This is a genomic window from Janthinobacterium sp. CG_23.4, assembly GCF_029892305.1.
GTDB classification, from domain to species: Bacteria; Pseudomonadota; Gammaproteobacteria; order Burkholderiales; family Burkholderiaceae_D; genus Janthinobacterium; species Janthinobacterium lividum_D.
Genome location: NZ_JARXUX010000001.1, coordinates 875,716 through 894,821, shown reverse-complemented (window position 1 = coordinate 894,821; position 19,106 = coordinate 875,716). Strand labels below are relative to the sequence as shown.

Annotated in this window: 15 protein-coding genes; 4 read left to right on the top strand and 11 right to left on the bottom strand. The window is 59.3% G+C overall.

Annotated features, from left to right (window positions below; genetic code table 11):
* Window positions 1–102: 102 nt before the first annotated feature.
* Window positions 103–1,359 carry an IS4 family transposase gene (locus tag H4V96_RS03925; RefSeq protein ID WP_280720711.1) on the bottom strand — a complete coding sequence of 419 codons (1,257 nt, stop codon included), beginning with the start codon at window positions 1,357–1,359 and terminating at the stop codon, window positions 103–105.
* A 316-nt stretch (window positions 1,360–1,675) separates the two neighbouring features.
* On the opposite strand from H4V96_RS03925, the gene H4V96_RS03920 reads away from it, so the two are divergent.
* Window positions 1,676–2,107, top strand: coding sequence for a hypothetical protein (locus H4V96_RS03920; protein ID WP_196856709.1), 432 nt, complete (start codon window positions 1,676–1,678; stop codon window positions 2,105–2,107).
* Between the two features lie 48 nt (window positions 2,108–2,155).
* On the opposite strand, the gene H4V96_RS03915 is transcribed toward H4V96_RS03920, so the two are convergent.
* The gene (locus tag H4V96_RS03915; protein ID WP_280720710.1) at window positions 2,156–2,602 is read right to left on the bottom strand and encodes a response regulator; all 447 of its coding nucleotides are present in this window, start codon (window positions 2,600–2,602) and stop codon (window positions 2,156–2,158) included.
* Between the two features lie 287 nt (window positions 2,603–2,889).
* Between H4V96_RS03915 and H4V96_RS03910 the strand changes: the two genes are divergently transcribed.
* From H4V96_RS03910 to H4V96_RS03900, 3 genes are all read left to right on the top strand, one after another.
* Entirely contained in the window at window positions 2,890–5,016 is a 2,127-nt protein-coding gene (locus H4V96_RS03910; RefSeq protein ID WP_280720709.1) for a TonB-dependent siderophore receptor, read from the top strand.
* 338 nt (window positions 5,017–5,354) lie between these two features.
* The gene (locus tag H4V96_RS03905) at window positions 5,355–6,014 is read left to right on the top strand and encodes an FxDxF family PEP-CTERM protein (RefSeq protein WP_280720708.1); all 660 of its coding nucleotides are present in this window, start codon (window positions 5,355–5,357) and stop codon (window positions 6,012–6,014) included.
* A gap of 528 nt (window positions 6,015–6,542) precedes the next feature.
* On the top strand, window positions 6,543–6,992 hold the full coding sequence (locus H4V96_RS03900; RefSeq protein WP_010395304.1) for a hypothetical protein: 450 nt from the start codon (window positions 6,543–6,545) through the stop codon (window positions 6,990–6,992).
* 369 nt (window positions 6,993–7,361) lie between these two features.
* Here the strand turns inward: H4V96_RS03900 and H4V96_RS03895 are convergent, their stop codons facing one another.
* From H4V96_RS03895 to infB, 9 genes are all read right to left on the bottom strand, one after another.
* Window positions 7,362–7,745 (bottom strand): hypothetical protein, encoded by a 384-nt coding sequence (locus H4V96_RS03895; RefSeq protein WP_196856712.1) that lies wholly within the window; start codon window positions 7,743–7,745, stop codon window positions 7,362–7,364.
* 171 nt (window positions 7,746–7,916) lie between these two features.
* A complete protein-coding gene (locus H4V96_RS03890; protein ID WP_196856713.1) occupies window positions 7,917–8,489 on the bottom strand; it encodes a hypothetical protein in 573 nt (190 codons plus the stop codon).
* A 168-nt stretch (window positions 8,490–8,657) separates the two neighbouring features.
* A complete protein-coding gene (locus H4V96_RS03885) occupies window positions 8,658–9,005 on the bottom strand; it encodes an energy transducer TonB (RefSeq protein ID WP_196856714.1) in 348 nt (115 codons plus the stop codon).
* Window positions 9,006–9,124: 119 nt separating this feature from the next.
* Window positions 9,125–10,867, bottom strand: coding sequence for a methyl-accepting chemotaxis protein (locus H4V96_RS03880; RefSeq protein WP_280720707.1), 1,743 nt, complete (start codon window positions 10,865–10,867; stop codon window positions 9,125–9,127).
* A gap of 545 nt (window positions 10,868–11,412) precedes the next feature.
* Window positions 11,413–12,411: a tRNA dihydrouridine(20/20a) synthase DusA gene (gene dusA / locus H4V96_RS03875; protein ID WP_196856715.1), complete on the bottom strand. Its 999-nt coding sequence runs from the start codon at window positions 12,409–12,411 to the stop codon at window positions 11,413–11,415.
* Window positions 12,412–12,543: 132 nt separating this feature from the next.
* Window positions 12,544–14,376, bottom strand: coding sequence for a translational GTPase TypA (typA, locus tag H4V96_RS03870; RefSeq protein WP_029496194.1), 1,833 nt, complete (start codon window positions 14,374–14,376; stop codon window positions 12,544–12,546).
* 389 nt (window positions 14,377–14,765) lie between these two features.
* Complete coding sequence (truB, locus tag H4V96_RS03865; protein ID WP_196856716.1) at window positions 14,766–15,701, bottom strand: tRNA pseudouridine(55) synthase TruB; 936 nt, start codon at window positions 15,699–15,701, stop codon at window positions 14,766–14,768.
* A 2-nt stretch (window positions 15,702–15,703) separates the two neighbouring features.
* Window positions 15,704–16,126 carry a 30S ribosome-binding factor RbfA gene (gene rbfA, locus H4V96_RS03860; RefSeq protein ID WP_029496193.1) on the bottom strand — a complete coding sequence of 141 codons (423 nt, stop codon included), beginning with the start codon at window positions 16,124–16,126 and terminating at the stop codon, window positions 15,704–15,706.
* A gap of 116 nt (window positions 16,127–16,242) precedes the next feature.
* Window positions 16,243–19,101 carry a translation initiation factor IF-2 gene (gene infB / locus H4V96_RS03855; protein WP_010395282.1) on the bottom strand — a complete coding sequence of 953 codons (2,859 nt, stop codon included), beginning with the start codon at window positions 19,099–19,101 and terminating at the stop codon, window positions 16,243–16,245.
* Window positions 19,102–19,106: the final 5 nt, after the last annotated feature.

Sequence of the window (19,106 nt, the reverse complement as noted above, 5' to 3'; positions counted from 1 at the left end):
CTTTGCTCCGCCCCCGGATGGATTAAAGTGATTCAAGTGACGCGACATCTATCCTGACATAGGGGGGCCTCCAATCCACCCAAGTTAAGCAACAGGCTGCCATCAAGCAGCCTTGTAGGCCATGTATTTATGGGGCTTGTAGGCGTTGGTTTGCCGTGACCTTGATTGTCCTGGGCGATGTAGAAACGTTCGCTTGGCGATCAGAGCCAGCGCGTCGGCAAGCAAGTGTGCTGCCGCCAGCCCAAGCAGCAACGATGGCAAGAGCGGCTTGAGTACCGAATGGACATAGGCGCGGTTGATGCGTCTGTCCGTCGGCAATGCATCTTGCTGGCCGGCGGCACAGCTCGCCAACGCCTGCAGGTTATCGCATATTACCTTGGCGGCCAGATCCTGCATCAGGGCCTGCTGTGACAGTCCCGTCACGTGCTCCAGATGGAGGCGGTGTTTGATGCGCTTGAAGGCTTCCTCAATGCGCCAGCGTTGGTGGTAGAGGTCTCCGAACAATGCGGCAGGGAATTGTTCAACGTCCAGTAAATTGGTCATCAGAACACGCACCTTGCCGGTCGAGGCAACGTGGCGTATCAGGCGCACGGTCTGCGGTTCAGCGGGACATTCATAGTCAAGCGCATCACGCCGATCCGGCGCCCGCAGCGTGACGATCTGCTCCTGCAGCCCCGACTTCAGAAACTGATTGACGCAGGGAAAGCCGCCACCGCGGGCCTGCTCGACACGCATGCAGAAGGCAATGCGGCGCTGGTTCAACACGGCGGGCATCCAGTAACATGGATAGCCTCGGTCCAGCAACAGCAGATCTTCCTTGCCAAGCTGGTCGAGCTGTTCGAACAGCATCTGGCGTTCGCCGACGTCGGTACTGTATAGCGAGGCCGAGAGCATCAATTCGGCACCGGGCAGAAACAAGCCAAACACCAGTTGATCGGCCACGGCGGCGCGTTTGACATGGCTGGCGCGCAAGCCAAAGCGAACGGTCGAGGCGTCAGCGGCGACCAGCCTGAAACCGTGCCAGCGTGGCAGGTAGCCATGCTGCTGTGCTTGTGCAATGAGCCAGTCGTTAAGCTCTGGCATGGCCGTGGTAGCAAGTTTTGAGCGTGCCTGAGCGAAAGCCTGGGCGCTCACCTGGTGCGTCAGTTGCGCCTGCTGTTGCAGATGGCCAAAGAATTCATCAAGTTCGGTTTGCACGCTCTTGCGCATGCCGGTGAGCATGAGCGCCACCAAGGATGGCAGCGGCAGTTTGCGGCGACGTTGAAACGCCATCGGATGATCAGGATGGCGGGCGCTAAGCCGAAACTGGTCGGATTGAAGATGGTCGGAGAAATCGGACAGCAAGGAAGCGAGCGACATGAAGGGCCAATGAAGATCAAAAGACCTTCATTGGCCGCCGCCTTGCCGCTGTCGAAAAAAGAGAGGTCAGCAAGGCGGCGGCCGCGCAAAGCCAGTGCCACGTCAAGCACTATTTCATTGAATTGCCAGCAATTGCGCGGGCTTGCTCCTTAACTTGGGTGGATTGGGGTCCGACCCCAGCTCTTTGCCTCTGGGGTTAGCGAATTTACTGGCGCTCATAAATCACGCCAAAACCCTTAACTGAACGGCATTACTGTCACAGCACCCACTTTTAGCCTGCCCAGACTTTACAATACTTTACACAAAGGAACCGTCTATGAAATTTACTACTGCCTTAGCTGCTGCGCTGCTGATGTCCGGGTGTGCCACCTCGGCCAAGTTCACCACGAAGATGGACGCCTTTGTTGGACAGTCGGAACGGGCATTGATAATGGCCTATGGCGTCCCGCAAGGCTCCTATCAACTACAGGATGGCTCCAAGGCTTTGCAGTACACGCAGTCGAGTAACATCGTGATACCGGGTGCGACGACGATGCAGCCTGTGACGACGCATACAACAGGGAACGTCACCCTGAATCAGGGCACGCTCCCATCTGCAGGCAACTACACCCAGCAATCGACTACTTACGTCCCGACACAAGGGCCAGCGACGAACATCGCTCTCGCATGCTCGATAACGTTCACTGTCGATTCTGGTGGCATCGTGCGGCAGTGGAACGCTAACGGGAACCACTGCGTTTCCCGATGACGCTGAACACTTGACCACCCCTACGCCGGGGCGGCAGCAGTGGGAGGATTAGCCCGCCAGCACCGACTGCACCGTCGTTGCCAGGTCTTCCAGGCGCACGGGTTTGACGAGGAAGTGACGAAAGCCTACGGCCAGCGCGTCGTCCATATACATGGGCAGGCTGTGGCCCGTGACGGCGATCAGCACGGCGCTGGCCGTCTCGGCATTGTGCTGCAGGCGGCGGCCGATTTCGATGCCGCTGACGCCGGGCATTTCGATGTCGAGGTAGACGGCGTCGGGCAGGCACAGCTTGACTTGCTCGACGGCCGTCTGCCAATTGCGCACCACCACCACGTTGTGACCCAGCGCTTCGAGCAACATGGCCAGCGATTCGCCCACTTCCTGGTTATCGTCGACTACCAACAGATTCAATTTACGCGCGGTACTTGTCGGCTGGTCGCCCTCGATGGGTTCCACGCAGGAGTTGCCTGATGTCGTTTCAGTTGTCGGGTTCATTGTGGGCTCACGTCTGACGGCTGCAAAAGCGGCAGTATACAAGCTGCACGTGAAATGCCGCCGCACCCGAGCACTGCTGCCAAGCGGCAATCCTGACCATCCGCTGTAGCGCGCCAGTAACACGTCCCCGCCTTCGCGCGGGGCACGCCAACCCTACGCAGTTTGCGCATTGACGGATTAAATAAGAATCATTATCATTATCATCCCCTTGCGCCGGATGTCCACGCCACACAGTTGTTGCGCTGCCAGATTGCCCGCGCAAACATTGTCACTACGGAGATTCATGCATGGCCGCCATACTAACCCCACTGTCCTTGTCGCTGCGCCCGTGCGCGCTGGCCATCGCCCTCGCCTGCCTGGGTGCCCCGCTTGCCGTGCAGGCGCAAGACGCCAACACGGCTACGGCCAGCACAGCCGATAGCGCCGGGCCCATCCTGGAATCCATCCGGATCAGCGGCAACCTGCTGGGCACCAGCATGGCCGCCAGCACGAAGCATTTTGCGGGCGCGCGCACGGTGGTGCAGAAGGACGACATCGAGAACTCGGGCGCATCGAGTATCAGCGACGTGATGCGCCGCATTCCCGGCGTGCAAATCAGCGACAACGCGGGCAGCGCCGGCAGCGCCATCTCGCTCAACATCGGCGTGCGGGGACTGACCGGGCGCTATTCGCCGCGCAGCACGGTGTTGCTCGACGGCATCCCGATGTCGGTCGCACCGTATGGCCAGCCGCAACTGTCGTTCGCGCCCGTCAGCCTGGCCAATGTCGAGACGGTCGACGTGGTGCGCGGCGGCGGCGCGGTGCGCTTCGGGCCGCAGAACGTGGGCGGCATCATCAACTTCAAGACGCGCCGCGTGCCTACCACGCCAGGCATCACGGGTGACGCCAACGTGCGCCATAATGCGTACAGCGAAGTGGGCCACAATACGCAGACCAGCGTCTTTGCCGGTACACAACTCGACAGCGGCCTGGGCCTGGCAGTGCTGTATTCCGGCATCCGTGGCAGCGACTGGCGCGTGGGCAGCGATGAAAAAGTCAACGATTTCGCCCTGAAATGGCGCTACGACGTAAGCCCGACGGCCGAGGTGTACGGCAAGCTGTCTTACTATGATGTAAGCTCGCGCACGCCAGGCGGCCTGACGGTGGCGCAATACAAGGCCGACCCGTTCCAGAACACGCGCCCGACCGACTTTTGGAGCGGCGAACGCAAGGCCTTCGACATCGGCTACCTGAATGCGCTGTCCGGCACGCAGGAAGTGGAAGTGCGCGCCTATTACAACAAGAGCTCGCGCGAAAGCACCCTGATCAGCGCCAACCTGAAAGGCCTGGGCCACCAGCCGCGCAACTATGCAACGACGGCCATCGAACCGCGCTACACACAGCGTTTCAGCACGGGCAAGGTCTCGCAAGACGTCACCGTGGGCTACCGCTACCTGGCCGAGCGGGCCGATGAAACCATCTACAACGTGGTCGTCGCCAGCGGCGTGCAACAAGCACCGACGCGCTTTGCCAACAATGCCACCGATGCCCAAGCCGTGTATATCGACGACAAGATCGCCATCGGTGCCTGGCGCGTCACGCCGGGCGTACGCTACGAACACATCAAGACGGTGCGCTACAACCACTTGCCGACCGAGCAGAAGATCGAGTTGCTCAACAGCAAGGCCCTGCCCTCGCTGAACGTGGCCTATTTGCTCGACAACAACGTGACCCTGTTTGGCAACTACAACAGCTCGTTTGGCGCCGTGCAAAATACGCAGCTCAACGCGCAGTCAAGCAAGAATCCGCTGCAACCGGAACTGGCGAAAACAGCCGAGCTGGGCGCGCGCTGGAAAAGCAGCCAGCTGTCAGCCGAGGCGACCTTGTTCAATATCAAGTTCGACAACCAGATCCAATCCGTGGGCAGCGGCGAGAACGCCATTTTCTACAACGTCGGCGCCACGCATCACCGCGGCCTGGAAACGGCCATCGGCTACCATTTCGACCGCTCCGGCCCGCTGGCTGGCTTGAACGCCTATGCCACCTACAGCTATACCAAGGCGACCTTGCAAGATGGCGTGCACGCGGGCAATGACGTGCCCTTCTATTCGCGCAACACGGACACCTTGGGCGCCCACTACCAGCTGGGCACCTGGGGCTTCGACCTGTCGAGCAGCCACCAGAGCCGCCAATTTGCCGACGAGGCCAACACCCTGGCAGAAAATGCCGCCGGCAACCTGGGCGTCATTCCCGGCTTTCGCACCTGGAACACGCAAGTGAAATGGAAAGTGCCGGGCCAGGCCGGCCTGGAGCTGGTCGCCGGCATCAACAACCTCGCCGACAAGCGCTACTTCACGCGCACTTCGGACGGCAACCTGGGCAAGATAGTGGGGGCGCCGCGCATGCTCTACCTGCAAGGACGGCTGGCGTTCTAAGGTCCGGCCACCCGCGCACGGCGGCGTCTATCGAATCGATATGCCACCACGCGTGCTCATCGCCCACAAAAAACCTGCATCGTTGTTGTCACGATGCAGGTTTTTTTATGGCCTGATGTCACAAAAATACTGTGATGCAAGAAGGCTCAAAACCAAGCTCGCCCCGGACGAGGGCAGCAATTGCGTCAACATGAAAATTAGTTGCAATAGATACACATGCTATTTCAAAATTGCAAATATTTTGAGTGAGTAATTCTTCTCGGGATGCGTTTCCATGGTACTATTTAAATGTCATACAAGAAATTAAAATTTCCTTTAATCAATAAACCGAGAACACGATGAAAATGCCAACCACCCTCCTGAAGATTGCCGCCTTGGCCACCCTGGTCACCACCGGCGCCGCCAACGCCGCGACCGAACTGGTCGTGAATGGCAGCTTCGAAAGCAATGCCATCAACACCCCGTTCGCGCAATTGAGCGCCGTGACCGGCTGGACCTCGTCCACCAAAGGCAATTCCGCCTTTGAAATCCAGAAGGGCGCCAAGCAAGGCGGCGTGAGCGGCTTCAACCCCTTCGCCGCTGACGGCAAGCAATACCTGGAACTCAATACCGATCGCCAGACGTCCGTGTCGCAATCGCTCGCCACCAAGGCCGGCGGCACCTATGCGCTGTCGTTTGCCTATTCGGGCCGCCCGGATACGGCACGCGGCGCTAACAGCCTGATGAATGTCTACTGGGGTTCCACCCTGCTGACGCCAAGTCCGCTGGTCGGCAACACCAGCGGCGTCTGGCAAGTCTTCAGCCAAAACGTGTCCGCGCTCGGTTCGTCCACCCTGCTGCGCTTCGAATCGGTCGGCCCGGCCTCCGCACCGACCTATGGTTCTTACCTGGACAAGGTTTCGGTGATGACTGCCGTGCCGGAACCGGAAAGCTACGCCATGATGCTGCTGGGCCTGGGCTTGCTGGGTTTCATGGCACGCCGCAAGACTGCCGCCTGAGTCCGGACCGTCGTCGCGTCACAGCCGCCCCCCGTCTAGGCTGGCGGGGGATGCGATGTTCCCCCTGCACCCTATCAGTTAGCAAACTGATAGGGTGTTTGCATTTCTGAAGGGAGCTCGCCTGAACAGCATTGTACTCATCGGCATTGATCGCTACGATCACCGCCAGCGTGCTAGCCAGCGCAGTGAGTGACAAAAAACCCTGACACTGCGGGCCTGACTTCGCCGCCGTTCGGTAGTTGCCACACCAAGCCAGCGTTAAGCAAGCCTGCTCACGGCAGACAAAATCAGCTCGCAAAAAAGAAGGGGAAGCCTAAATTTTTCGTGGGTAAACAAGCGCATCATTTTTCTGTAGATGTTGCCAAATAGAACTAAATTAGCGCTACAATAGCGACATATCAAGCAATGCCAAGCATCGCTCCGCCAGGGCCACTACCCCGCCCTGATCATCAGCACGCATTTTTTGAACAGGATGACTGGCACTTCCGGGCCTGTTAGCACTCCCGGCACGACCGCCACACACGCACCATGTCTGCAGAAAAAACCCTCAGCGAAACCAGTTCCTACGGCAAGGATACGCCCGTGGGACGTCCCGACATCGATGGCCGCGCCGGCATTTTCGTGCCCACGGCAGAATTTGACATCGACAATACCACCACCATCCGCAAGGGCGCGGGCATCGTCGGCTTCGGCAACCTCGACGGCACCCTGACCGTGTATTTCGAAGCGAACCGTTTCGACGAAAGCAATCTGCACAAGTGGGAACACAAGGCGCGCAAGGCGTATGACCGCATGGTCATGGGCGCGCCCACGGTATCGAAGGCAAAGCTCGCTGCACGCATGCTGGAACAGGTTGGCATCATCGATGGCATGGGCATCAATCTCAAGCATCCGGAACGCCTGACGCACTGGCTGGAAATCTCGAACGTGCCCGATACGGCGCCGGAAGAGTCGGTGGTGCGCTGGAAAAACCGCTAAGCACGAAGAGAGCAAGTCGGGGAGCCGGACACGAGGTGTTGTCCTACATCGCGGCGGACTTTCATCCGATGCCCGAGAGCATCAACGCTAGCTATGATGAAAGCCTGACCACACCTTCCCCACCACCCAGGAGTACGACATGTCCCGCCTCATCCCGATCAGCTTTGGTGCCTTGCAAATAGGTCTGGCAGTGGCGGCGATGGTCATATTATGCTCGGCGGACGTACTGCACCAGGGTTCGGTTTACTTTCACTGACTTCCACTGATTTCATCTTCTGTCACAGCGTCTCGCCAGATAACAATGCGCGCCGTGCTCCGTATTTCACGAGGCACAGCGCATTGTCACGCCAGACGGCCGATGTTCGGCGCCTAGCGGCGGCCGTGGTAGCGGCCATGACCGCCCCAGCCGCCACGGTGCCCACCATAGCGTCCACTACCAAACATGAAGTCCAGCCCGATCGATATGGGTGGATTGTAGTAGTACGGTTGCGGCGCGTACACGGGTGCCGGCACATACACAGGCTGCTGTACGTACACCGTCGGCTGGCGCACATACACAGGCTCATTTGTGTATTCCACGCGCGGCTCGCGCATCACGCGCCCCGACTGTACCGGTTCGGACGACACCGTATGCCATTCATAGGGATTGTAGGCCGCCTGAGGTGCGCGCGTAGCGTAATACGCGGTGCCGGGCGGCGCCACGACGCAGCCGCCGAGGGCGGCCAGCGAGATTGCTGCCAACAGGGTTTTCATTGCCACTCTCCTCTAGTACGCATCTTGATATACCACTTTTCACTACTTAATTAAGTACTATAAGAAATTACGCCATGCTTTGCTGTGCTTTTACCGATTGTTACACCCCGACGCGCGTTGCAACATGAAATGTCGCAACGCTGCCACAATCAGGCCGGGCGACAGCTTGCCTCAAATAAACGGAATCGCGCAGGTATCGATGGCCTTGCCAGCGGCATCGTAGCGCTGCACGCATACTTGGTAACGCACGCCGTAATCGAGTTCGAGCTGCTCGACCTTGCCATACTTCAATTTCCAGCTAGGCTGCAACTGTTGCCGGCCCGCCAGCGCCGCCACATCCTGCGGAATCGCCATGGCCGTATGCATCTCGCCCTGGCGCGCATCCTGGCGCCGCGCCACGTCGATGGACACGCTCACGGCAAAGTCCACGCCGCCGTCGGCGTAAGCGAGCGTGGGCGCACTGCGCTGTGCCCGCATCACGCCCCAGGCGCAAGGCTTGCCGTCCGCAACGCATTGCTTCAATTGCGCCAGCGGAAAATATTCAGGGGCAAGCTTGCCATCCTTGATAGGCCAACTGGTGCGCACACCATCGCGCTTGCCCGTCAGGGGATTGTCCCAGCTCAGGCTATTGACGATGGCCACGGCCTGCCCCGCCTGCAGGCCGGCAGGCACGCCCGGCGATGCGCAGGCGGCAAGCAGCAAGCCGGTGGCGGCCAGGGAAGACAGTGTCAGGATGCGCTGCATGGTAAGCCTCTTGTGATCAGATATGCCGAAGGTGTGTTTCGAGGGTAACAGAATCGGCAGCGACAGCGCCGTTGGCTGGCGCACATAACAGAACGGGCGGCACCCTTGCAGGTACCGCCCGTAGCGAATACGGCCATGCCGGGAGACGCGCTCCCGGCGCCAGCTGGATCAGTCCAGCTTCCAGGCGTAATCGACCTTGGTCCAGGTTTGCGCCGGGGCGCCATCCTTGGTGCCCGGCTTGAACTTGCATGCGGACAGGGCCTTGATGGCAGCCTTGTCCAGGTTCCTGAAGCCACTGCTCTTCTCGATTTTCGAATCGGCAACGCTGCCATCGGCATTCACCAGGAAGGACATCGACACCGTGCCCTGCTCTTCGTTCATCAGCGAGGCTTTTGGATAGTCGGCCTTGCAGTTCTTGGCATCGAACGACGCCGGCACCTCGGCCGCGAAGGCGGCGGAAGAAACGCAAAACAGCAAGGCTGCTGCAACACTCATCAAACGCTTATTCTCAAACATGTGCTTCCCCATGATTATCAGATACGGTAATTACAACTTCTTGCCCGCCAAGAAGGCGGGTGCCGCCGGGATGTCTGCCCCCGCTACCAGCACCACGCCCGCCTCATGCTGCCTGGCGCTTAAAACTCTTCCCAATCATCATTGCTGCCAGCGCTTGCCGCCTTGCGTGGCGCAGCAGCGGGCGCTTCGGCCTTGCGGGCCAGCGACTTCACCGGGCGCGAGACCGGCGCCGGCTTGCGCACGGCAACTGCTGCGGCCGCTACCTTAGGCGGCGCATACGCTGCCGGCTTCTCTTCGCCTTCGACCAGTTTGAAGATACTCACTACATGGGTCAGTTCGGCCGCCTGGTCTTGCAAGCTTTGCGCCGCAGCGGCGGCCTGCTCCACCAACGCCGCATTTTGCTGCGTCATGCCATCCATCTCGATGATCGACAGGTTGACCTGTTCGATGCCGGCGCTTTGCTCCTGGCTGGCACTGGCGATCTCGCTCATGATATCGGTAACGCGGCGCACGCTGTCGACCACTTCGCCCATCGTCACGCCAGCCTGGCCGACCAGGCGCGTACCGCGTTCGGTCTTCTCGGCCGAATCGTCGATGAGGATCTTGATTTCCTTGGCGGCGCCAGCGGAACGCTGCGCCAGGTTGCGCACTTCCGAGGCCACCACGGCAAAGCCGCGGCCTTGCTCGCCGGCACGCGCCGCTTCCACGGCCGCATTCAGCGCCAGGATATTGGTCTGGAAGGCGATGCTGTCGATGACGCCGATGATGTCGACAATTTTCTTCGCCGATTCATTGATCGAGTTCATGGTGTCCACCACTTGCGACACCACGGAACCGCCCTTCACTGCCACGTCCGATGCGGTAGCGGCCAACTTATTGGCTTCACGTGCATTGTCCGCATTCTGCTTCACGGTCGAGGTCAGCTCTTCCATGGCCGAAGCCGTTTTTTCCAGCGCGCTGGCCTGCATTTCCGTGCGCGACGACAAGTCGAGATTGCCGTCGGCGATTTCGCGCGAAGCCGTGCCGATGGTTTCCGTGCCCACGCGTACCTGGCCAACGATGCCCACCAGGCTGTTGCGCATTTCCTTCATTTCCGCCAGCAGGCTGGACGTATCGGAAGGCTGGGTATAGATGCCGATCGACAGGTCGCCATTGGCGATGCTGCCGGCAATCGAGGCCGTGTAGTCAGGCTCGCCGCCCAGCTGTTTCAGCAGGCCACGGGTAATCACCAGTGCCGCCGCCACGCCCATCGCTACAGCCAGCACGCCGAGGATGATCATGAACAGACGCGCACTGTCGAATGCCTTGCGGGCATCCGCTTGCATCTGCTCGTTCAACTTGTCTTCCAGGGTGGCCAGTTGCTCCAGCGCATCCATCCATTTTTTCTGTACCGGGCGGATTTCCTTGATCATCACGCGCGTGGCCGCTTCCGCCTCATTGGCCATCCACAGCGCCGATGCCTTGGCGATGGCCGGCATGGCTGCCGCTTCATATTCCTTGATCGAAGCGAGCAAGGTCTTTTCTTCGGCAGTCGACTCGGCGGCGAATTTCTCTTCAAGCTTTTTCTGCGTTTCCTGATAGGTGCTGGTCTGCGTCTTGATACGCGCCATTTCCGGCTCCATATCGCTCGCGTCGGTCATCAGGGTAAGTATGCGCAGCGAGGTGATGCGGTCGCTGACGTTGCCACGCATCTCGATCACCAGGCGGGTGACGACATTGTTGACATCAATCACGTGATCGAGACGTGCCTGAATTTGCGCCATGCGCGCGATGCCGAGGACCGTCACGGCCACCAGCAGAACCAGTACCAGGGCGAATCCGAGGCCCAGGCGAGTACCAACCTTCATTTTTGCTAAATTCATTTCGGCTCTTGGTAAATGAAACTATGGATAAGAATTTTTGCCCGGTGCAACAAGACGAAGGCTGCGGGACGCCGGTATCGGCCCCTACCCAAGGGTATGAAGACGGTCTCCGGACGCACGCAGCCTCGGGTACTTTCTGTTCTAGAACAGCAATGAAAACGCCAGTCACTGCGTATGCAACTAGTGATACACACGCAATTTATGACGCAGTCGATGTGAGATCGCGATCAGATATTTACATGAAAAATATTTGTCTATAGTCAATTATAGGTGCAACTTTTGCCTCAAAGCAAGCAATAAGTACCTGAATAAATGCCTGATTAACTTTCTATGGAGAAATGGCAACAACGCCGTTTCTTACCTCCCTGGAAATGCCCCATCACAGTGCGGGCGTGCGCCGAAACAGCGCATTTACAACACATGGCATAGCCGGTGACATCGCTCTTGAAGTAGCAACTGATCGCCATGCGATGCGCTGCCCGGCAGTTCGGCCAGTTCGTGCTCGTCACTGTCGTACAGGCGCGCACGTCTGTGGCAATCGCCGCTTATTCGGCAGGCAGGGACAGGCGCGCTGCCGCTTCCAGCAGCAGGCGCGGGTCGCCCGAGGCCAGCTTCTTCGAGTCCGACAGGGTCTGGCGGAAACCACGCGCGCCGGGCAGGTTTTGCATCAAGCCCAGCATGTGGCGCGTGACGCTATTGAGCTTCAGGCGCCCGGCTTCCTTTTCCAGCTGCGCACGTATGTAGGGGATCATCACTTCGAGCACTTGCTCGCGCGTTTTCACGGGCGTGTCGTCGCCGTAATAGCGCTGGTCGAACTGTGCCATCAGGTAAGGGTTGTGGTAAGCCTCGCGGCCCAGCATCACGCCATCGAGGTGCTGCAGGTGCAGGTCGATCTCATCGAGCGTCTTGATGCCGCCATTGATAATGAACTCGAACTGGGGGAAGTCGCGCTTCAAGCGGTAGGCATAGTCATACTTGAGGGGCGGCACTTCGCGGTTTTCCTTCGGGCTCAGCCCCTTCAGGATGGCATTGCGCGCATGCACGATAAATGTCTTGCAGCCGGCGTCGGCCACGGTGCCGACAAAGTCGCGCACGAAGTCATACGACTCGCTATCGTCGATGCCGATCCGGTGTTTCACGGTGACGTCGATATCGACCACGTCGCGCATCGCTTTCACGCAGTCGGCCACCAGTTGCGGCTCGGCCATCAGGCAGGCGCCAAAAGCGCCTTTCTGCACGCGCTCCGAGGGGCAGCCGCAGTTCAGGTTGACCTCGTCATAGCCCCATTGCTGGCCCAGCTTCGCACTCGTGGCCAGGTCCGTCGGATCGCTGCCACCGAGCTGCAGCGCCACCGGATGCTCTTCCTCGTTGAAGCGCAAGTGGCGTTCCACGTCACCGTAGACCAGCGCACCGGTCGTCACCATCTCGGTGTAGAGCCAGGTATGGCGCGTGATTTCGCGGTGGAACTTGCGGCAATGGCGGTCGGTCCAATCCATCATGGGGGCGACGGAGAGGCGGCGGGAAGGCAGGGAGGACGTAGTCATAGGATCAATAAGAACAGGTCAATACACAACAGCTTCTACAAACGACAAACCCGCTGCGCGCCTCGCCAATGATGGCAAGGCGGCGCAGCGGGCCGGGAGCGGCATGGCCCGCAGGCCATGCTCTACAACAGATTACGAATCGCGCGACGCTTTTTTACGCTCGTGCTCTTTCAAGAAGCGCTTGCGCAGACGGATCGATTTAGGCGTGATTTCCACCAGTTCGTCGTCCTCGATGAATTCGACTGCGTATTCCAGCGACATCTGAATTGGCGGCACCAGGCGCACTGCTTCGTCGGTACCCGACGAACGCACGTTGGTCAGCTGCTTGCCCTTGATCGGGTTGACGACCAGATCGTTGTCGCGCGAGTGAATACCGATGACCATGCCTTCATAGACTGGGTCATTGTGCGATACGAACATGCGGCCGCGATCTTGCAGTTTCCAGATGGCGTAGGCAACAGCAGCGCCGTCGTCTTGCGAAATGAGCACGCCGTTACGACGGCCAGCCATTTCACCACGGGTATTGTCGACAGGCGCGTATTCATGGAACACGTGGCTCATCAAGCCGGTACCGCGGGTCAGGGTCATGAATTCGCCCTGGAAGCCGATCAGGCCACGCGCAGGGATCAGATACTCGAGACGCACGCGGCCCTTGCCATCCGATTCCATGTTTTGCAGGTCGCCACGACGACGGCCCAGTTCTTCCATGACGCCGCCCTGGTTGACTTCTTCAACGTCGACCGACAGGTTTTCAAACGGCTCGTGGCGCACGCCATCGACCATCTTGAACACGACGCGTGGACGCGATACGGCCAGCTCGAAGCCTTCGCGACGCATGTTTTCGATCAGAATCGTCAGGTGCAGCTCGCCGCGACCCGATACTTCAAAGATCGTGTCGTCGTCGGTCGGCGATACGCGCAGAGCAACGTTGGCTTTCAGTTCGCGGTCCAGACGGTCGCGCAGCTGACGGCTGGTGACGAATTTACCTTCGCGGCCAGCCAGTGGCGAGTTGTTGACCATGAAGTTCATGGTCAGGGTCGGCTCGTCGACGGTCAGCATAGGCAGCGCGTCCGGGGTATCGGGTGCGCACAGGGTCGAACCGATGCCGATTTCGTCGATACCGTTGATCAGGCAGATGTCGCCGGCAACAGCTTCGTCTACCAGCACGCGCTCCAGGCCTTTGAAGTTCAGCACCTGGTTGATGCGGCCTTTGATAGGCGTAGCACCTGGGCCATTGATGACCAGCACGTCCTGGCCGACCTTGACGGTACCGCGGTTGACGCGGCCAATGCCGATCTTGCCGACGTACGACGAGTAGTCGAGCGAGGTGATCTGCATTTGCAGCGGGCCTTCAGGATTGTCGTCACGCACTGGGACGTGTTCCAGGATGGCGTCAAACATCGGCTTCATGTCGCCGCTGCGCACGTCTTCGGTCAGGCCGGCATAGCCGTTCAAGCCCGAAGCGTAAATGATAGGGAAATCGAGTTGTTCGTCGGTAGCGCCCAGCTTGTCGAACAGTTCGAACGTCTGGTTAATGGCCCAGTCCGGGCGCGCGCCTGGACGGTCTACCTTGTTGACGATAACGATAGGCTTCAGACCCAGTGCCAGCGCTTTGCGCGTGACGAAACGGGTTTGCGGCATCGGACCTTCTTGGGCATCGATCAGCAGCAAGACCGAGTCAACCATCGACAGAACACGCTCCACTTCGCCGCCGAAGTCGGCGTGGCCTGGGGTGTCGACGATGTTGATGTGGGTGCCTTCGTACTCAACAGCGCAGTTCTTCGACAGAATCGTAATGCCGCGCTCCTTTTCCAGGTCGTTCGAGTCCATGACTCGGGTGTCGACCGCTTGGTTTTCACGGAAGGTGCCGGATTGGCGCAGCAGCTGGTCCACCAGTGTGGTTTTGCCGTGGTCAACGTGGGCGATGATGGCGATATTACGAATTGCGCGTTTTGTATTTGACATGGTCATAGTAGTTACTGAAAAACTGCGGAGTGCGTACGGTACCGTACGTAGCTTTTTGTTGCTGACTGAAACTGGAACCGCGTAGTATAGCATGTTGCGCTGCAACGCTATCTAAAAATGCTGGCGGCTCGCACAGTCGTGGACGATTTGTTTAAAAAAGCGACACTGCTTAACGAGTGTATGCTGGGGTCAGACCCTCAATAGCGCTATTTTTAGCCCAAGAACAAGGACTGGGGTCAGTCACTTCGTGATCGGAGTGTGCTCCATTGAAGCACATTCCCCCGGCGGGTCCGACCCGGCTCTTTGCCTCTGGGGCTAGCGAATTTACTGGCGCTCATCAATCACGCCAAAACCCTTAATTGAACGGAATTAGGGGCTACCCCCAGCTTTTATTGATGCGCTGTGGCGATCAGTCGCTCCGGCGCCAGGATACTATATTGCTGCAACTGGCCCGTGCCCAGCAGTTTGCTGTCGTGATAGACACGCACCCTGCCCGGCGCGTTCGGTACGGCGACGTCTTCCTTGCCCAGCGCGATGCGCTGGCCGTGCAAGAAACGCTTGGCCAATTCTTCTGTCAACTGGACGGCGGGAAAACTCGACAATAGTGCATCGACGGGTGCCAACAGGCTGAACGGCGCGGCATGTGCCGTCAGCGCGTCGAGCGTGATGACGCCATCGAGGGTCAGGCTGCCAACTTGCGTGCGGCGCAAGGCGTTCAAATGACCGCCGCAACCGAGCGCGCGGCCGATGTCTTCGCCCAGCACGCGGATATACGTGCCCTTGCTGCACATCACCGACAATTTCAGGAACGGCGCTTCGTAGCCGAGAAACTCGAGTTTGTGAATCGTTACCGGGCGCGCTTCGCGCTCCAAGGTGATGCCTGCTCTTGCGTACTCATACAGGGGCTTGCCGTCGCGTTTCAAGGCCGAGTACATGGGCGGCGTCTGCAAAATCGGCCCGCGAAACTGCGCCAGCACGGCTTCGATCTGCTCCGGCGTCACGTTCACGTCGCGCGTTTCCAGCACTTCGCCCTCGGTGTCGCCCGTATCCGTGGTCTGCCCCAAGTGCACCAGGGTTTCGTAGGTTTTGTCGGCCTCCAGCAAGTCTTGCGAGAACTTCGTCGCCTCGCCAAAGCACAGCGGCAGCAAACCGGTGGCGAACGGATCGAGCGTGCCCGTGTGGCCCGCTTTTTTCGCATTGAGCACGCGCTTGGCCTTGATCAGGGCGTCGTTGCTGGACCAGCCGACGGGCTTATCGAGCAGCAAGACGCCATCGATCAGGTCGCGCACCCGTTTGATGCCGGGCGGTTTCTTCGGACCCGCCACGCTTATTGCTCGTCCGCTTTGTCTGCAGGCTTCTCGTCCGGCTCGGCATCGGCCGCGCGCGTGGCGTTGGCCTTGTCGATCAGCAAGGACATTTCCATGCCGCGCGAAGTCGAGCTATCGTGCACGAAATGCAGCATCGGCAGGGTGTGGATGTGCAAGCGCTTGCCCAGCAAGCCACGGATGAAGCCAGAAGCGGCCATCAAGCCTTCGGTGGTGTTCTTGATGGCTTCCTTGCTGTCTTTCAACATCGTGAAAAACACCTTGGCATGCGCGTAATCGGGCGTGATCTGCACTTCGGTGATGGTGATCATCGTGCCCACGCGCGGGTCTTTCAATTCGTAGGAAACGATTTCAGCCAGGTCGCGCTGGATCTGGTCGGCCACGCGCAAGCCGCGCGCTGGCATGGTTTTACTATGTTTAGCCATGATATATGCTGTCCTAAGTGCCGCAGGGCGCATGAGTCAAACGGTTGCCCGCTGACCAATGCGCCCCACGTGTTTGCGCGGACAATATGCTGTCCGCGCGATTGTTCTTGCTGAGATTACAGGGTACGAGCGATTTCCTGGACTTCGAACACTTCCAGCGTGTCGCCAACCTGAATGTCGTTGTAGTTGCGCAGCGACAGGCCGCACTCGAGACCGGCGCGAACTTCTTTCGCATCGTCCTTGAAGCGTTTCAGGGAGTCGATCTCGCCACTCCACACCACGATGTTGTTGCGCAACAGGCGGACCGAAGAAGCACGCTTGACCACACCATCGGTGACCAGGCAACCGGCAATCGCGCCCACTTTCGAGACCAGGATAACCTGGCGGATCTCGACTTGGCCGATGACCGTTTCGCGTTTCTCTGGTGCCAACATGCCCGACAACGCCGATCTGATTTCGTCAATCGCATCGTAAATGATGTTGTAGTAGCGAATGTCCACGCCATTCGACTCGGCCAGCTTGCGCGCCTGGGCATCAGCACGGGCGTTAAAGCCGATGATGACCGCTTTCGAGGCAACTGCCAAGTTGACGTCCGATTCCGTGATACCACCGACTGCCGCGTGCACCACTTGTACGCGTACTTCAGAGGTCGACAGTTTCTGCAGCGAACCAACCAGCGCTTCTTGCGAACCTTGCACGTCGGTTTTGATGATCAGCGGCAAGTTTTTCACTTCGCCTTCGGCCATCTGGTCGAACATGTTTTCCAGTTTCGCAGCTTGCTGCTTGGCCAGTTTCACGTCGCGGAACTTACCTTGACGGAACAGACCGATTTCACGCGCCTTGCGCTCGTCGGCCATGACGACGACTTCTTCACCGGCGACCGGCACTTCCGTCAAGCCCTGGATTTCGACCGGGATCGAAGGACCGGCTTCAGTGATGGCCTTGCCGTTCTCATCGAGCATGGCGCGAACACGGCCATACGAAGAGCCAGCCAGAATCACGTCGCCGCGCTTCAAGGTACCGGACTGCACCAGGATCGTCGCAACAGGACCACGGCCCTTGTCCAGACGTGCCTCGACAACCAGGCCGCGCGCAGGCGCATCGACCGGTGCCATCAGTTCCAGCACTTCGGCTTGCAACAGCACTTGTTCCAGCAACTCGTCGATACCTTGACCCGTTTTGGCCGACACCGGCACGAATGGCGATTCGCCACCGTACTCTTCCGGCACGACTTGTTCGGCGACCAGTTCCTGCGTTACGCGGTCGACGTTACCACCGGGTTTGTCGACCTTGTTGATCGCCACCACCAGCGGCACGCCGGCTGCTTTCGCATGGGCAATCGCTTCTTTCGTTTGCGGCATCACGCCATCGTCGGCGGCAACCACCAGAATAACGATGTCGGTTGCCTTGGCGCCACGGGCACGCATCGCGGTAAACGCTTCGTGACCCGGGGTGTCGAGGAAGGTGATCATGCCGCGTGGCGTATCGACGTGGTAAGCGCCGATATGCTGCGTAATGCCGCCCGCTTCGCCGGACGCCACTTTGGCGCGACGAATATAGTCGAGCAAGGAGGTCTTACCATGGTCGACGTGACCCATGACGGTGACCACCGGTGCGCGTGGCTTCGATTCGAAGTGCGCGTGTTCGCCCACATCGGCCAGCAGCGCTTCCGGATCATCCAGTTCAGCGGCGAACGCCTTGTGGCCCATTTCTTCGACCAGAATCATGGCCGTTTCCTGGTCCAGCACCTGGTTGATCGTGCACATCTGGCCCAATTTCATCAAATGCTTGATGACTTCGGATGCCTTGACGGACATTTTGTGTGCCAATTCGGCCACGGTGATCGTTTCTGGTACGTGCACGTCTTTGACGACGGCTTCCGTCGGCGCCTGGAAGTTCGATTCACGGTCATCATGATGCGTCGGGCGACGGCCCTTCGCGCCACCGCGCCAGCTGTCACGGCCGCCTGGGCCGCTATTGCCGCGTGGCTTGGGACCACCGGTGGTGCCGCGTTTTTTCGCGTCATCGGACCAGGTGGACGACACGTTGGCCGACTTGATGGATTTCTTGTCTGCAACAGCAGGCTTCTTGTCGGCCGGCTTGTCGCCAGGTTTCTTGTCAGCAGGCTTGTGCAAGGTGCCTTCCGGCGCCTTCGGCTTGACCGGAACCGGTACGGGTTCCGGCGCTTTGATGGCGCGCCGTGGCGCGTTCATCATGGCCTTGATCTGGGCGACTTCGTCGGCAACAGCCTTGCGTGCACGGTCGGTGGCTTCCGCTTTGTCAGCGGCTTCCTTGGCGGCAACAGCAGCAGCAGCGGCTTTCTTCTTCGCTTCTTCAGCGGCAGCCGCTTTTTTCGCTTCGGCGGCGGCGTCGTCAACGACAGGCGCAGCGGCGGTGGCGACAGGCGCAGCAGCAGCCTTGGCAGCGGCTTTCTTCGCTTCCGCTTCGGCTTCTTTCTTCGCAGCCAATTCAGCCTGTTGCGTGGCTTTCGCCTGGGCTTCTTTTTCTGCGTCGAGCTTGGCCAGACGTTCTTGCTTTTCGCGCAGATCGGCTTCCTGGCGGGCGATCAGTTCAGCCTGTTTACGGGCATCTTCTTCACGGCGCGCCACATCGGCGGGATCGATCACCGGCGCGGCAGGTGCGGCCGGTTCTGCGGCGACCGGCGCAGCTTCATCACGCTGGACGAAAGTGCGTTTCTTGCGCACTTCCACCTGGATGGTGCGCGACTTGCCGGTTGCGTCAGCTTGCTTGATTTCAGTCGTTTCCTTGCGGGTCACGGTGATTTTTTTCTTTTCTGTGTCAGCCGCTGCGCCGTGTGTGCGGCGCAGATGATCCAAAAGCTTGTCCTTATCATCTTTCGACAATGGATCTGACGTCGAACTTTTCTCGACGCCGGCAGAACGCAGCTGCGTCAGCAGCAAATCTGCAGGCATCTTCAGTTCGGTGGCAAATTGGGCTACGTTGTTACTCGCCATTCAGT